Source organism: Mesorhizobium tamadayense, from assembly GCF_003863365.1.
Taxonomy (GTDB): domain Bacteria; phylum Pseudomonadota; class Alphaproteobacteria; order Rhizobiales; family Rhizobiaceae; genus Mesorhizobium; species Mesorhizobium tamadayense.
The window spans coordinates 141535-156486 of record NZ_RQXT01000006.1 but is presented as its reverse complement, the minus strand read 5'-3'; the positions used below and the strand labels follow the sequence as shown (position 1 = coordinate 156486).

The 14952-nt window shown below is 63.7% G+C and carries 12 protein-coding genes; 10 read left to right on the top strand and 2 right to left on the bottom strand.

Annotated features, from left to right (window positions below):
* Positions 1 to 3 precede the first annotated feature (3 nt).
* Together EH240_RS07515 and EH240_RS07510 are read left to right on the top strand one after the other, a co-directional pair.
* A complete protein-coding gene (locus EH240_RS07515; RefSeq protein ID WP_124996773.1) occupies positions 4 to 936 on the top strand; it encodes a glutathione S-transferase family protein in 933 nt (310 codons plus the stop codon).
* A 257-nt stretch (positions 937 to 1193) separates the two neighbouring features.
* Positions 1194 to 1583 (top strand): hypothetical protein, encoded by a 390-nt coding sequence (locus EH240_RS07510; protein ID WP_124996772.1) that lies wholly within the window; start codon positions 1194 to 1196, stop codon positions 1581 to 1583.
* Positions 1584 to 1669: 86 nt separating this feature from the next.
* Here the strand turns inward: EH240_RS07510 and EH240_RS07505 are convergent, their stop codons facing one another.
* Entirely contained in the window at positions 1670 to 1882 is a 213-nt protein-coding gene (locus EH240_RS07505) for a hypothetical protein (RefSeq protein WP_124996771.1), read from the bottom strand.
* A 936-nt stretch (positions 1883 to 2818) separates the two neighbouring features.
* Between EH240_RS07505 and EH240_RS07495 the strand changes: the two genes are divergently transcribed.
* The 7 genes from EH240_RS07495 to phoB all read left to right on the top strand — a co-directional run bounded on the left by EH240_RS07495 (position 2819) and on the right by phoB (position 11907).
* Positions 2819 to 6190 carry a response regulator gene (locus EH240_RS07495; protein ID WP_245435858.1) on the top strand — a complete coding sequence of 1124 codons (3372 nt, stop codon included), beginning with the start codon at positions 2819 to 2821 and terminating at the stop codon, positions 6188 to 6190.
* 518 nt (positions 6191 to 6708) lie between these two features.
* A complete protein-coding gene (gene pstS, locus EH240_RS07490; protein WP_124996769.1) occupies positions 6709 to 7767 on the top strand; it encodes a phosphate ABC transporter substrate-binding protein PstS in 1059 nt (352 codons plus the stop codon).
* A 64-nt stretch (positions 7768 to 7831) separates the two neighbouring features.
* The gene (gene pstC, locus EH240_RS07485) at positions 7832 to 8818 is read left to right on the top strand and encodes a phosphate ABC transporter permease subunit PstC (RefSeq protein WP_124996768.1); all 987 of its coding nucleotides are present in this window, start codon (positions 7832 to 7834) and stop codon (positions 8816 to 8818) included.
* Between the two features lie 3 nt (positions 8819 to 8821).
* Positions 8822 to 9673 (top strand): phosphate ABC transporter permease PstA, encoded by an 852-nt coding sequence (pstA, locus tag EH240_RS07480; RefSeq protein ID WP_124996767.1) that lies wholly within the window; start codon positions 8822 to 8824, stop codon positions 9671 to 9673.
* Positions 9670 to 10473: a phosphate ABC transporter ATP-binding protein PstB gene (gene pstB, locus EH240_RS07475; protein ID WP_124996766.1), complete on the top strand. Its 804-nt coding sequence runs from the start codon at positions 9670 to 9672 to the stop codon at positions 10471 to 10473. Before pstA ends, pstB begins: the two co-directional genes overlap by 4 nt.
* Positions 10474 to 10490: 17 nt before the next feature.
* Positions 10491 to 11198: a phosphate signaling complex protein PhoU gene (gene phoU, locus EH240_RS07470; RefSeq protein WP_124996765.1), complete on the top strand. Its 708-nt coding sequence runs from the start codon at positions 10491 to 10493 to the stop codon at positions 11196 to 11198.
* 19 nt (positions 11199 to 11217) lie between these two features.
* Positions 11218 to 11907, top strand: coding sequence for a phosphate regulon transcriptional regulator PhoB (gene phoB / locus EH240_RS07465; RefSeq protein WP_010911896.1), 690 nt, complete (start codon positions 11218 to 11220; stop codon positions 11905 to 11907).
* Positions 11908 to 12236: 329 nt separating this feature from the next.
* Here the strand turns inward: phoB and EH240_RS07460 are convergent, their stop codons facing one another.
* A complete protein-coding gene (locus EH240_RS07460) occupies positions 12237 to 13478 on the bottom strand; it encodes an ROK family protein (protein ID WP_124996764.1) in 1242 nt (413 codons plus the stop codon).
* Positions 13479 to 13835: 357 nt separating this feature from the next.
* Between EH240_RS07460 and xylF the strand changes: the two genes are divergently transcribed.
* On the top strand, positions 13836 to 14876 hold the full coding sequence (gene xylF / locus EH240_RS07455) for a D-xylose ABC transporter substrate-binding protein (RefSeq protein ID WP_124996763.1): 1041 nt from the start codon (positions 13836 to 13838) through the stop codon (positions 14874 to 14876).
* Positions 14877 to 14952 lie beyond the last annotated feature (76 nt).

The window sequence follows — 14952 nt, the reverse complement described above, 5'->3', positions numbered from 1 at the left end:
AAGATGGCAAAGGCAGCCACAAAAGGAACGAAGAAGGCCGCGGCCAAATCGGCCGCGAAGGTCGCCAAGCCGGCGGCGAAAGCTGCGGCGAAGGCACCGAGCGCCACAAAAGCGTCGGCGAAGCCCGCTGCCAAGCCGTCCGCGAAGGTGACGGCAAAAGCCGCACCTAAAGCGACGGCAAAAGCAGCGCCCAAAGCGACGGCAAGAGCCGCGCTTAAAGCCAAGGCGAAGCCGGCCAGGAAGCCTGTGATCAAGCTCAGCATGCTGAGGCCTAGCGTCAACAACATGACGGTTCGGGTGTTCGCGCGCGCGGCCGGGCTCGACCCGTCGGAGACCGACGCCTGGGGGCACACCCGCTCGCCCGAATTCCTGGCGCGCAACCCGGCGCATCTCACGCCGATGATCGAGGACAAGGGGCTGCCACGCGGCGTGCTTTGGGAAAGCTGCGCCATCATGCAGTATCTCGCCAACAAGCACGGACTGGACAAATTCTATCCAAAGGCGCCGGCCAAGCGGGCAATGGTCGACAGCGCCATGTTCTACCTAGTCGGCACGCTCTATCCCTATGTGGCTAGAGCCACCTATCCGGCGCTCGGCTTTCCGCAATATGCCGGCGAGGTCGGCTGCAGCGACGCCCATCCCGACAAGAAATCGGAGGCGCAGAAAGCGGCCACCGCCGCGATCGCCGAGCCGCTCGAGGTCTTCCACAGCTTCTTCCGGGACGGCAAGCCGTTCATCGGCGGCAGCAACCCGTCGATCGCCGACATACGTCTGGCGGCGACGCTCGAATTCCTGGCCGTGATCGACTACGCGCTTCCCAACTGGGCGAAGGACTATATGGCCGCGATCGAGAAGAAGCTCGGCAAGGCCTATGCGGAGCCCGCGGGCGACGTGCGCGGCTATATCGCTCATGTGAAATCGCAGGCCACGGCATAGGACAACCGCGAGGTTAGAGATTCGTTAACCAAAGCCCTGTCTACTGGCTCGGTCCTCGTTGCGACCACGGATGTACTGGCGCGATGGCGAGGCGAAGGGAAAGGTCGGCCGAGTGCCGGCCTTTTGCTTTTGGTGCCGGTCGCGCGATCACGCAGTCTGATTTCGACGGCGCCAAGTCGGTCGAAAATCCTATTGTCATCCCCCTCGTTGATCGTACGATGCCATTGGGCGACCGGCGAAAGCGACGAGGACCTGCGATGAGCAACACGGCAAGACTTTCAGCGATCGCAAGCGCGCTGCTGGCGATGTCTTTTCCGGCGGATGCCGCATCGCTCAACACCATGAACGAGGTCGGCGCCGCCCTGCAGGCGTGCTGGACCCCGCCTGCCAATTCCGAGAACTCCACGGTCACCTTGAGCTTCAGCTTCAAGCGCGACGGCACGCTGATCGGCCCGCCGAAGCCGACGGGCATCAAGGTCGGCGGCAATGACAAGGCGCGTCAGGCTTATGTCGACGCGGCGACCGCCGCCCTGCGCAACTGTCTGCCGCTCAGCTTTTCGCCGACGCTCGCGCAAGGAATTCCCGGGAAGGTGTTTACGCTTCAGTTCAATTCACCAAAAAGCAACGCCAAAGCAGTTAAGCAATAGAATTGCCGGATTGCTCAAATTTACCTTTGCCCAATTCCGAAGCGAAAGCCGTTATTCTTTGTAGGGTTGCTCTGCACCCGAAAGCACTACGCCGAATTGCGCCCGCGCCGGGCATTCGCGTGCTTTTCCAGCTCCGGCATCTCAAAGACATAGTCATGCCAAGCCGATTCCGGGATTTGTCCGGCCAGATAGCATTCCAGCAGCAGCATCTGCTCGGGTGTCAGCGCCCGCTCGTGATCCAATCCAAGCGAATGGATCAGGTTCCTGGTCAGGCCAGAGACGGTGAAGTGAATGGACATCTTCAGTCTCCCTCGCGCTGCAGGGATAACGTCGGATGCCGGCCAAAGGTTTCATCGGCAGTCCGTGATCAAGGGGCGCAAGGCGGCCGACGCCGGGCTCGGCCCCAGGGCGCGGACCGCGACGCCGGGCAACGTGCAAAACGCCACCATCCCTTGCTGAGGCAAAGTCCGATCTGGCGACGGCTTCGGATATTCTGGCGGCCACCGAAGCGGAGTCTGGCGGCGCGCTCTAGGTCTTTGCTTTGATGCATGTCGGTCTCCCAAACCCGCAGCGGTTTTGGGAGACATGCATTAGTCGCAGACGACGCGGTAGCGCTTGCCGGGCTCGCTGACATTCCTGCAGGCGAGCGCCTTCTCCGTCTGGGAGGACGCATCGGGCAAATCCGGCTGCAAGGAAGGGGTCGTCGAAGCCAGCCTGGAATGTCTTCGGCTGGAGGGACCCGCAGGCGCGCTCGGTGGCTGAGGAAATACGTCGGATGCAACCTGCCTCGAGGCGGTTGTTCCTGGCGGCGCCTCGTCCCAAATGCGCCGGACGTCCATCCGGCTTGGAACGATGACGGTTCCGTCGTCGCTGCGCGTGCAACCGCTTGCCGCCAGCAGCGCCGGGCAGAGAACAAAAGTCAGCATTCGACCAAGCATCAGCAATACCCCCAACCGATTCTATAGCCCGGCAGCGGTGGGTCCGCCAACGGACGGATTACCGCAGCAGGCATGGACCAGCGTCTGATCAAACCGCGTCGAGCTGAATGGGCTCGGGCGACACGCTTTCGGTTTGTTCTGCGCATGCCGTTTCCCAAAACCGCTGCACACTTTTGGCCGACATGCGTTAACGGCATCGGGTGCATTCGGTTGCGAATCGTTAAGGTTAGCGGATCGTTAATGCTTGTCGGGCACATTCCGCCGACGAACCGGCGAGGGTTCTGCCTGGGGGTAGGGATGGCGGATACGGACGACACTTTCGGGACGGCAGACGCGCGCGATTCCCAAAGGACGGTCACGGGCGGCGAGGAGATATTCGCCGGAGCACAACACGCGGCAGGGACTTCGGAAGCGCTTGCCGATCTTCGCCTGATGGTCGATTCGATGCCGATCGGCGTCATCGTCCTCGATGCCGATCTCAGGGCGGAGATCATCAACCGCGCTTTCTACGACTTCTGGAAGATCGATCCGCGCCGCGCCACGGTCGGCTGCGGCTTCCGCGACCTGATGGAGGCAAGCCGCGACGCCGACCCCTATGGCGCCGACGAGGCGGCCTGGCGGCGCCACATCGCCGAGCGCGAGGCGGAAATCCGGGCGGGCGTTGCCGGGTCCAGGCAGTTGCCGCGCAACGACGGCCGCACGCTGATCGCCTCGCTGGCACCGCTTGCCGGCGGCAAGCGGCTCATCTCCTATGTCGACATCACCGACATGAAGCATCGCGAGACGGAAGCCGATGATGCGCGCAAGAACCTCGCAACGGTGCTTGAATCGCTGCCGGCGGGCGTCATCATCTATGATCGGGACGATAAATTCGTCTTCGCCAACCGCAAGCTGCAGGACAGCTTGCCGGCGCTGAAACCGGCCTGGCAGCCGGGCCGCACGTTCCGCGAAGCGCTCGCTCTCGGTCATTCCGTCGGCTATTTCGGGTCGAGCGGCGACGTCGAGATCGACAACCTCTACAGCGTAGACAAGGAACGCTGGCTCGACGCGCTGCTCAAGCGTTGCCACCTGCCCAATTCGTCCTACGAGCGGCTCAATCCCGACGGTCGCTGGTATCAGGTCTACGACGTGCGCACCGACGACGGCACCTTCATCGGCGTGCGCGTCGACATCTCCGACATCAAAGCGCGCGAGAAGGCGCTGCGCGACTCGATGCGTCAGATCGACCTTTACCGGCATGTCATGGACGAATTGCCGGTGGCTGCTTTCATCAAGGCCGAGGATCTCAGCATCGAGTTCGTCAACAAGGCCTGGTGCGCGCTGACCGGCATCCCCAAAGAGGATGTCATCGGCAAGACGGACCGCGAGCTTTTCGGGACCGAGGACGCGGAGAGCTACAGCCAGGACGATGTCGAGGTCGTGGCGACCGGCAAGGGACGAGAGGTCGAGGAGCCCGTCACCCACCGCGACGGCACCGTGCGGCAGCTGATGACGCGCAAGAGCCGGCTGGTGGCCATCGACGGGTCGGTGCATCTGGTCGGCTCCAGCACCGACATCACGGACGTCAAGGCGCGCGAGCGGGCGCTCAAGGAAAGCATGAGCGAGAACGAGGTTTTCCGCAGCCTCATCGACAATGTGCCGGTCTCGATCTACGCCAAGCGTTCGGATCTGAGGCAATTCTACGTCAACAAGGGCTGGTGCGACCTCACCGGCTTCAGCAAGGAAGAGGCGATCGGCAAGACCGACGTCGAGATCTTCGGCGCGGACGGCGAAGCCTTCGTGGCAAGCGACCTCGCTGTGCTGCGCACCGGCGAGACGCAGGAGATCGAGGAAAAGGTGATGCTGCCCGATGGCAGCGTCCGGCACCAGTTCGCGCGCAAGGGCGCGATGATTGCGTCCGACGGCTCGCTCTATCTGATCGGGTCGACCACGGACATAACGGAACTGAAGCAGCGCGAGGCCGAGCTCAGCGAGGCGCGCCAGCGCGCCGTGCTCGCCGACCGCGCCAAGTCGGAATTCCTCGCCAATATGAGCCACGAGATCCGCACGCCGATGAACGGCGTGCTCGGCATGGCTGAGCTGCTCGCCAAGTCGGACCTCGACCCGAAGCAGAAGACGTTCACCGACATCATCGTCAAATCGGGCAACGCGCTGCTCACCATCATCAACGATATCCTCGACTTCTCCAAGATCGATGCCGGCCAGCTGGTGCTCGACCCAGCGCCCTTCAACCTCGCCGAGGCGATCGAGGATGTGGCCACGCTGGTCTCGACGCGCGCCAAGGAGAAGGACCTCGAGCTCATCGTCCGCGTCCAGCCCGGGCTCGACGGGCAGTTCGTGGGCGATGTCGGTCGCCTCAGGCAGATCGTCACCAACCTGCTCGGCAACGCGGTGAAATTCACCGAGGAGGGTCACGTGCTGGTCGACGTCACGGGCGAGCGGGTTCCGGCCGGCACGAGGCTCACCATCTCGATCACCGATACGGGCATCGGCATTCCCGAGGACAAGCTGAAGCTGGTGTTCGAGAAGTTCAGCCAGGTCGACACTTCCTCGACAAGGCGGCACGAGGGCACCGGGCTCGGACTTGCCATCACCTCTCGGCTTGTCGAGATGATGGGCGGCGAGATCGGCGTCGACAGCGCCTCGGGCAAGGGCTCGACTTTCTGGTTCACGGTCACGCTGCCGCGGGCAGAGTGGGGCGGGCAACGCATCATGCCGGTCGACGTGACCGGCGCGCGCGTGCTGATCGTCGACGACAATGCCGTCAACCGTTCGATCCTCAGCGAGCAGATGGCCTCGTGGACCTTCGATTCCTGCGCGGCAGAAAGCGGCGCCGAGGGACTGAAGGTGCTGATTGCCGCGGCCGCCTACGGCGTGCCTGTCGACTGCGTCGTGCTCGACTACCAGATGCCGGGCATGACCGGCGCCGAGATGGCGCGCATCGTGCGCAATACCGCCGGCCTCGCGCATACGCCGATCATCATGCTGACCTCGGTAGACCAGTCGCTTGCCAGCGCCGCCTACCGCGATCTCGGCATCGATGCGCAGCTGATCAAACCGGCGCGCTCCTCCATCCTCTTGGAGACACTGGTCGCTACCATCCAGCGCCATCGCCACAGCACGGCGGCCGTCCATCCGCCCTTGGCCGGCAGCGTCGAGACAGGGTCCGGCGCGCCGCGAGCGTCCAGCGCGCAGGCGACGGCGTCGGATCGCGTCCTGCTGCAACCGCCGCCGGCGCGTGCCCGTCCGCGCGCGGCCGGCTCGGAGCTCGGACTCGACATCCTCGTCGCCGAGGACAATGAGGTGAACCAGCTGGTGTTCACGCAAATCCTGGGCGAGACCGGCTATCAGTTCGAAATCGTCGGCAACGGCCGTAAGGCGCTCGACGCTTTCGGCAAGCACAATCCGCGGATGATCCTGATGGACGTGTCGATGCCCGAGATGAGCGGCCTGGAGGCGACCGCCGCCATCCGCCTGCTCGAAGCGGAGACGGGGACGCATGTTCCGATCGTCGGCGTCACCGCGCACGCGCTGAAAGGCGACCGCGAGCGCTGCCTGGAAGCCGGCATGGACGACTACCTGCCAAAGCCGATCAGCCCGAAGGCGCTGCTGGAGAAGCTGGAACGATGGCTCGGTCCGGACTCAGCGGTGCGCCGCAGCGCCGGCTAAGCGCGGGTTCCTCACTGCCGACCGCCAGCGGCCATCGCCAGCCGCGCCGCCAGCAGGTTTGACGCAGGCGTATGGTGTGATCGCACCATATCAAAGCGAAGCCAAGCTAGGACAATAGGAGTTGTCGATTCCGCCCCTCGGTTACGGGCGGGAGCAGCGACCGCCGGCAAAGGAACAGCGTCGAATCTACCCCAACGGACCTGTTTTCGGCGATGGCTAGGCCACGATCCGCTCTGGCACACAGGCAACGCGCTCTCGTCCGGTTTTTATTTCCCGGCGGCCGTGATCACGGCCGCCGGGATAATTTTTTATTCAAACGTCAGACAAGTCACTGATTCCCGCGGCAAACTTCGGCTGGTCCGCAAATGGCGGCCGCAGGCCTTCCAGGCATCCCCGTTCAGACGTTACCGGGCTGACACGAAACTGTCATGCGACTGTTATAATCGGGAGCTATTGCGCTCACCGGGCGCCGATAGAACGGGTGCCGAAAGACCATATTCCGAACAGGAGCAGGCCACATGAGACATTTCATCCGCTCGGCGGCCGTTGCGATTGCAATGGCTGCGGCATCCGCACTTTCCCTCTCCGCCGCGATGGCGGCCGATATCTCGGGCGCCGGCGCGACCTTCCCCTATCCGATCTACGCGAAGTGGGCCGACGCCTACAAGAAGGAGACCGGCATCGGTCTCAACTATCAGTCGATCGGCTCCGGCGGCGGCATCAAGCAGATCAAGGCCAAGACCGTGACCTTCGGCGCTTCCGACGCCCCGCTCAAGGGCGAGGAGCTGGACTCCACCGGGCTCGCGCAGTTCCCGATGGTGATGGGCGGCATCGTTCCGGTCGTCAATCTCGAAGGCATCAAGCCGGGCGAGCTGGTGCTCGACGGCCCGACGCTGGCCGATATTTTCCTCGGCAAGATCACCAACTGGAACGACGAGGCGATCAAGAAGCTCAACCCCGACGTCAAGCTGCCCGACCAGGCGATCGCGGTCGTTCACCGTTCCGACGGTTCGGGCACCACGTTCAACTTCACATACTATCTCGGCGACGTCAGTGCGGACTGGAAGGAAAAGGTCGGCGTCGACAAGGCGGTGGAATGGCCCGTCGGCATTGGCGCCAAGGGCAATGAGGGCGTTGCCAACAACGTCGCCCAGACTGGCGGTGCGATTGGCTATGTCGAGTATGCCTATGCCAAGCAGAACAAGCTGACCTACACCGATCTGGTGAACAAGGATGGAAAGAAGGTCGAGCCGACGGCGGCAGCGTTTTCGGCTGCGGCGGCCAATGCCGACTGGAGCTCGCAGCCGGGCTACGGCGTGATCCTTGCCAACCAGCCGGGTGCCGAATCATGGCCGATGACAGCGGCTACATGGATTCTTGTCTATAAGAAACCCGACGATGCGGCGGCTACCGGCGAAGCGCTCAAGTTCTTCGCCTGGTCCTATGCCAAGGGCGACGACATGGCCGGCCAACTGGACTACGTTCCGATGCCCGACGCGGTCGTGAAGAGTGTCGAGGAAATGTGGGGCAAGGACATCGTCGACGCGAGCGGTAAGCCGCTCTACTCCGGCATGTAATTTCCTGAATAAGGAGGGCGCCGGAAGCGCCCTCCTTAACTCTTTTTCGAAACGCGAGGGGCAGATGAGCGCCGTTTCCGAAGCCGTGACATCGTCAGCCATGCGGACCAGAGAAGCGACAGTGCGCCGCTTCGCGCTCACCGACACGATCTTCCGGGCGGCTACCAGGGCTTCTGCCATCCTTGTTCTGGTTATTCTCGGCGGGGTCGCCATCTCGCTGATCGCCGGCTCATGGGAGGCGCTGTCGAAGTTCGGCCTCTCTTTCCTGACGACCGAAGCCTGGAACCCGGTCACCGAAAATTTCGGCGCGCTGGCGCCCATCTACGGCACCGTCGTCACCTCGGCCATCGCCATCATCATCGCTGTGCCGATCGGCATCGGCATCGCAATCTTCCTGACCGAGCTCTGCCCGCGCCCGCTCAGGCGCCCGATCGGCATTGCGGTCGAGCTGCTCGCCGGCATTCCCTCGATCATCTACGGCATCTGGGGCCTGTTCGTGTTCGCGCCGTTCCTGCAGACGACGGTACAGCCCTTCATCATCAATCTTTTCCACGGTATACCGGGCCTCTCAAGCCTGTTTGCCGGTCCGCCCTACGGCATCGGCCTGCTGACGTCGTCGCTTATCCTTGCCATCATGGTGCTGCCGTTCATCACCTCGATCACCAAGGATGTATTCGACACGGTGCCCGCGGTGCTGAAGGAATCGGCCTACGGCATCGGCTGCACAACATGGGAAGTGACCCGGCGCGTGACCATCCCCTATACCCGCATAGGCATCATGGGCGGCGTCATGCTCGGTCTCGGCCGCGCGCTCGGCGAGACGATGGCCGTCACCTTCGTCATCGGCAACGCCCACCGCATCAGCGCCTCGCTGTTTGCGCCCGGCACGACGATCTCGGCGACCATCGCCAATGAATTCACGGAAGCCGACGGCGATCTCTACACATCTTCGCTGGTATCGCTCGGCCTGATCCTGTTCATCATCACCTTCCTGATCCTCGCCATCGCGCGCTACATGCTGATGCGCATCGATAGCCGCACGGGAGCCTGACCGATGTCGACAGCCGCATCGCTCCACCAGAGCCGCAAGCGCAAGAACGCCGTGATGATGGCGCTATGCGTCATTGCGGCGGGCATTGGCCTTGCCTGGCTGGCGCTGATACTCGGCGCCCTGCTCTACAAGGGGCTCACGGGCGTCTCGCTTTCGGTGTTCACGGAGATGACGCCGCCGCCCGGCGACGCCGGCGGCCTGCTCAACGCCATCTACGGCAGCATCGTGATGACCATCATCGGCGTCGTCGTCGGCACGCCGATCGGCGTGCTCGCCGGGACCTATATGGCCGAGTACGGGCGCTTCTCGCGTCTCACCACGGTGGTGCGTTTCATCAACGACATCCTGTTGTCGGCGCCGTCGATCATCGTCGGCCTGTTCGTCTATGAGCTGATGGTCCGGCCGATGGGGCATTTCTCGGCGATCGCCGGTGCTGTTTCGCTGTCAATCCTGGTGATCCCCGTCGTGGTGCGCACCACCGAGGACATGCTCAACCTGGTGCCCAACGCGCTGCGCGAAGCCGGCACCGCCATCGGCGCGCCGCGCTGGGTGGTGATCCGCTCGGTCGCCTATCGCGCCGCGCTGTCCGGCATCGTCACCGGCATATTGCTGGCGATCGCCCGCATTTCGGGCGAGACGGCGCCGCTGCTCTTCACCGCGCTCAACAACCAGTTCTGGTCGAGCAACCTCAACGCGCCGATGGCCAGCCTGCCGGTGACCATCTTCCAGTTCGCGCTCAGCCCCTATGAGGAATGGCAGCAACTGGCCTGGACGGGCGCACTCATAATAACCCTGACGGTTCTCGGGCTGAGCATCATCGCCCGCAGCCTTACCGGACGCAGAGAGGACAGATGAAACCGATGTTGTCCACCGACCTTAACGTAGCCGCGACGACCGTCGAGAAGGTCAAGATCGAGGTCAAGAACCTCAACTTCTACTACGGCCAGTCGAAGGCGCTGAAGGACATCAACCTGTCGCTGCCCGAGCGCAGCGTCACCGCCTTCATCGGGCCGTCGGGCTGCGGGAAGTCGACGCTGCTGCGCGTCATGAACCGCATCTACGAGCTTTACCCGAAGCAGAGCGCCGAGGGTCAGGTGTTGCTCGACGGCAAGAACATCTTGGACCGCTCGCAGGACCTCAACCTGCTCAGGACCAAGATCGGCATGGTGTTCCAGAAGCCGACGCCGTTCCCGATGTCGATCTACGAGAACATCGCCTTCGGCGTCAGGCTGTATGAGAAGCTCAGCAAGGCCGAGATGGACAGCCGCGTCGAGCAGGCGCTGAAGCGCGCAGCGCTTTGGAACGAGGTCAAGGACAAGCTCAACGCCAGCGGCCTCAGCCTTTCCGGCGGCCAGCAGCAGCGTCTCTGCATCGCCCGCACGGTGGCGGTGAAGCCGGAAGTCATCCTACTCGACGAGCCGGCCTCGGCGCTCGACCCGCTGTCGACCGCCAAGATCGAGGAACTGATCGATGAGTTGCAGGCCGACTACACGATTGTCATCGTCACGCACAACATGCAGCAGGCGGCGCGCGTGTCGCGGCAGACGGCGTTCATGTATCTAGGCGAGCTGGTCGAGTTCGACCGAACCGAGAAGATCTTCACCTCGCCACGCGAGAAGCGCACGCAGGACTATATCACCGGCCGCTTCGGCTGAGCTCATACGAGGACATTATCATGGCCCATACGGTCGCTTCCTTCGACGAGGATCTGAGGCAGATCAGCCAGCTCATCCGTGACATGGGCGATCTTGCCGGCTCGATGGTCGGCGCGTCAACCAAGGCTCTGCTGAATTCCGACAACGCGATGGCGCAGCGCGTGGTCTCCGACGATGCCATCATGGACGCGCGGCAGCGCGAGCTCGACGATCGCGCCATCACGCTGATCGCCAAGCGCCAGCCGATGGCCGACGACCTGCGCAGCGTGGTCGGCGCCATCCGCATGGCCGGCGACCTCGAGCGCATCGGCGACCTTGCCAAGAACATCGCCAAGCGCGTCGGTTCCGTCGGCGTCAGCGCCGCGCCGCGCGACCTGTCGCACTCCATCGACGCGATGGCGCAGCTGGTGCTGATCCAGGTTCAGGGCGTGATCGAGGAGTACACGGCGGGCGACGCCGCAGCGCTCGCCAAGCTCCGGAACGACGACGAGCGCATCGACGTCAAATATACCTCCGTCTTCCGCGAGCTCTTGACCTACATGATGGAGGATCCGCGCAACATCACGGCCTGCACGCATCTCTTGTTCTGCGCCAAGAATCTGGAGCGCATCGGCGACCATGTGACCAACATCGCCGAGAACGCTTATTATGTGCTGACCGGCACGCAATTGCCCGCGAACCGTCCGAAGCAGGACGAGACGGCGATGTCGGCGCCGGCGGCCTGACAGCGAAGGTATCTGGCATATGATCGCGCCACGCATCATGGTGGTGGAGGACGAGGAGCCGCTGGGGGTGCTGCTCCGCTACAACCTCGAATCCGAGGGCTACCAGGTCGAGGTGGTGACCCGCGGCGACGAGGCCGAGATTCGCCTGCAGGAGAACGTGCCCGACCTCCTGGTGCTCGACTGGATGGTGCCGGCGGTTTCCGGCATCGAGCTTTGCCGGCGGCTCAGGATGCGGCCCGAGACCGAACGGCTGCCGATCATCATGCTGACCGCGCGCGGCGAGGAAAGCGACAGGGTGCGCGGCCTCTCGACGGGCGCCGACGACTATCTGGTCAAGCCGTTCTCGACGCCGGAATTCATGGCCAGGGTCAAGGCGCTTCTGCGCCGCGCCAAGCCGGAGGTGCTGTCCAGCGTGCTCAAGGTCGGCGACATCGTGCTCGACCGTGAATCGCACCGCGTCTACCGCAAGAAGAGCGAGATCAGGCTCGGCCCGACCGAGTTCCGGCTGCTCGAATTCATGATGCGGCATCCCGGCCGTGTGTTCTCGCGCAGCCAGCTGCTCGACAATGTCTGGGGCGAGACGATCTATATCGACGAGCGCACGGTAGACGTGCATGTCGGACGCCTGCGCAAGGCGGTCAACAACGGCCGCATGCCCGATGTCATCCGCACCATCCGCGGGGCAGGCTACGCGATCCGGGAGGATTAGGTCCAGGGCGCGGAAGTTTTGATAGGTTGAATGCGCTTCCGTTGGCGGATCGCATGCGTTGGCGATTAGCCGGAAACGCCTATCGCTTCGTCATCCTATGGCGAAGCAAGGAGCGAAGCGACGCGGCGCAGACCCCAGGATCCTGCCGTGACTATAGGGCGCCGCTACGGTGCAGAATTCTGCTCCGCCGCATTTCCCTCCGAGGTAGCGGCATGGAATCCTTGGGTCTCCGCGACGGAGCTTCGCTCCTGCTCCGCCCAAGGATGACCACGTCCGAGAGGCCCCAGCCAATCTCGAACGGCGGCGTTGGTCCCGAGACAATGACAGGCCTATGCAACGTTCTTTCCTGAACCTGCTCTCGCCTGCACGCCCGGCGCGAAGATCTCCTGGTCGACGAAGGTCAGCGCGCGGATGGCGCAGCCTTCGCGGATCAGCGGCAATTCGTTCGGCTCGGTGTCGAAGGAGATAGATTTGGAGTGCTGGCCGCCGGCGGTCTGGGCGATCGCCTCGCGCAGCGCCGGCTCGATCAGGTCGAAAGCGGCGGCGCTGACGCCGACCATGGCGACGGGCGCCGGGTCGATCAGCGCGAACAGGTTGCCGAGGCTGAAGCCCAGCGCCTCGCCGGCCCGCCGGTAGGCGTCGCGCTCCGGGCCGTCCTTCTCGCGCGCCTTCGCCGCAAGCGCCCGCATGTCGGCGTCGCCGACGTCGACCGGCTCAGCATCCTCGCTCATCTTCATGGCGCTGCGCCAGATGGCGTAGTTGCCGGCATAGGCCTCGACGCACCCGCGGCGACCGCAGCGGCAGAGCGCGCCGCCCGGACGATGGATCATGTGACCGAACTCGCCTCCGGAAGAATGCGTGCCGGTGAACAGCTCGCCCTTCAGCACCAGGCCCATGCCGATGCCGTGCGAGAGCAGGATGGCGATGAAATTGTCGCGATAGCGGTCGGGGTCGCGCCATTGCAGCGCCACCGCCATCATGTTGCAATCGTTCTCCATGGTGGCCGGAATGCCGAATTCGGCTTCCAGGATGTCGGCGAAGGGAATGTCGGTCAGCGGCGTGATCGGCGACCACAGCATGGCGCGAGCATGGGAATCGGTGATGCCCTGGATGCCCATGGCGATGCGGGCGACGCTGCCGAGATCGAGATCCGGATCCTCCAGCCGGCGCCGGACGATCGCCGTGCATTCGCCGATCAACTCGTCGCGCGGCATGGTAAGCGTGTCGAGGCGCCGCTGCTCCTCGGCGATGACCTGGCCGGCATAGTCGATGACGGCGACGGAGAGGAAATTCAGCGACAGCACGACCGTCACCACGGCGGCCGCCTCGGGGTTGAGGGTGAGGCCGACCTGGGGTCGGCCGCGCTTCAGGGACGTGGTCTCGCTTGGCTTGCCCTCGGCCAGGATGCCTTCCTGGATCAGGTCCGAGGAGATCGCCGAAATGGTCGAGTGGCTGAGCCCGGTGGTCGCGGCGATTTCCGTGCGCGACGGCTGGCCGGCCCGGCGCACGGCCGAGAGCACCATGGCGCGGTTGCGCCGGCGCAAGTCGTCGTGGCGGATTCCGACCGACATTTGTCCTTCCTCCCGGTCAGCGCGGCCTCTTGAAGAATGCATGGGCCGTCGGCGACGCGCCAGATCGGTTCAGTTCCGGATACAGCCACCGAACCGCCCTGGATTTGTTTTGTTCAGTCCAGACGGAAGCGGTTCCACGCTTTCTCTGGAACTGTTTCGGGATAGTGGCAGAAGCGGCCGGGACTGTCATTATTTATTGCGGGCCTCGAAAAAAAGTTCATGCCACCTCAAAAACCATCAGATCGCAGTTGACAGCGCTTCGGGGTTGGATCACTATTTTTTCGAGGCTCGAAAAAAAGCCTCTGTATCGGCCTTCGGGCCATCTGGGTCGCGCCGCAAGGGCGCAGGGAGGAAATCATGAAAAGTTTCGCAGCCGCCATGCTGGCGGGTGTCGCCATGTCGTTGACGCTGGCGTCGGTCGCAGAGGCGAAGGACAAGGTGATCGGCGTTTCGTGGTCGAATTTCCAGGAAGAGCGCTGGAAGACCGACGAAGCGGCAATGAAGAAGGCGATCGAGGCCGCCGGCGACAAATATATCTCCGCCGACGCGCAGTCCAATCCGGGCAAGCAGCTGACCGACGTCGAGAGCCTGATCTCGCAGGGCGCCAACGCGCTGATCATCCTGGCGCAGGACGCCTCGGCGATCGGGCCGGCGGTGCAGAAGGCGCTCGACGAGGGCATTCCGGTCGTCGGCTACGACCGCCTGATCGAGAACAAGGACGTGTTCTACCTGACCTTTGATAACAAGGAAGTCGGGCGCATGCAGGCCCGCGAGGTGTTCAAGGCCAAGCCCGAGGGCAACTACGTCTTCATCAAGGGCTCCGGCTCCGATCCGAACGCCGACTTCCTGTTCTCGGGCTCGATGGAAGTGCTGAAGGAAGCCATCGACAGCGGCAAGGTCAAGAATGTCGGCGAGGCCTATACGGACGGCTGGCTGCCCGCCAATGCGCAGAAGAACATGGAGCAGTTCCTCACCGCCAACGACAACAAGGTCGATGCGGTGGTGGCGGCCAATGACGGCACCGCCGGCGGCGTCGTCGCGGCGCTGACTGCGCAAGGGTTGGCCGGCACTGTTCCGGTCTCGGGCCAGGACGGCGACCATGCCGCGCTCAACCGCATCGCGCTCGGCACGCAGACGGTGTCGGTGTGGAAGGACGCGCGCGAGCTCGGCAAGAACGCCGCCGAGATCGCCTCGCAGTTGGCCGAAGGCAAGAAGATGGGAGACATCGCCGGCGCCAAGGACTTCACCACGCCTGGCGGCAACACCGTCAAGTCGCTGTTCCTGACGCCGGTCGCGATCACCAAGGACAATCTCAACGTCGTCATCGACGCCGGCTGGATCAAGAAGGACGAGGTCTGCACCGGCGTTGCCGCCGGCAGCGTCGCGGTCTGCAACTAACCGGGCGACGTCCGTTCAAATCCTGACGCCGCGGCCCAAAGCCGCGGCGTTTCTCAAAAGGGCATCCCGCTTCAAT

Coding starts and splice junctions, on each gene's coding strand:
- EH240_RS07515 (WP_124996773.1), top strand. CDS start 4: ATGGCAAAGGCAGCCACAAAAGGAACGAAGAAGGCCGCGGCCAAATCG.
- EH240_RS07510 (WP_124996772.1), top strand. CDS start 1,194: ATGAGCAACACGGCAAGACTTTCAGCGATCGCAAGCGCGCTGCTGGCG.
- EH240_RS07505 (WP_124996771.1), bottom strand. CDS start 1,882: ATGTCCATTCACTTCACCGTCTCTGGCCTGACCAGGAACCTGATCCAT.
- EH240_RS07495 (WP_245435858.1), top strand. CDS start 2,819: ATGGCGGATACGGACGACACTTTCGGGACGGCAGACGCGCGCGATTCC.
- pstS (WP_124996769.1), top strand. CDS start 6,709: ATGAGACATTTCATCCGCTCGGCGGCCGTTGCGATTGCAATGGCTGCG.
- pstC (WP_124996768.1), top strand. CDS start 7,832: ATGAGCGCCGTTTCCGAAGCCGTGACATCGTCAGCCATGCGGACCAGA.
- pstA (WP_124996767.1), top strand. CDS start 8,822: ATGTCGACAGCCGCATCGCTCCACCAGAGCCGCAAGCGCAAGAACGCC.
- pstB (WP_124996766.1), top strand. CDS start 9,670: ATGAAACCGATGTTGTCCACCGACCTTAACGTAGCCGCGACGACCGTC.
- phoB (WP_010911896.1), top strand. CDS start 11,218: ATGATCGCGCCACGCATCATGGTGGTGGAGGACGAGGAGCCGCTGGGG.
- EH240_RS07460 (WP_124996764.1), bottom strand. CDS start 13,478: ATGTCGGTCGGAATCCGCCACGACGACTTGCGCCGGCGCAACCGCGCC.
- xylF (WP_124996763.1), top strand. CDS start 13,836: ATGAAAAGTTTCGCAGCCGCCATGCTGGCGGGTGTCGCCATGTCGTTG.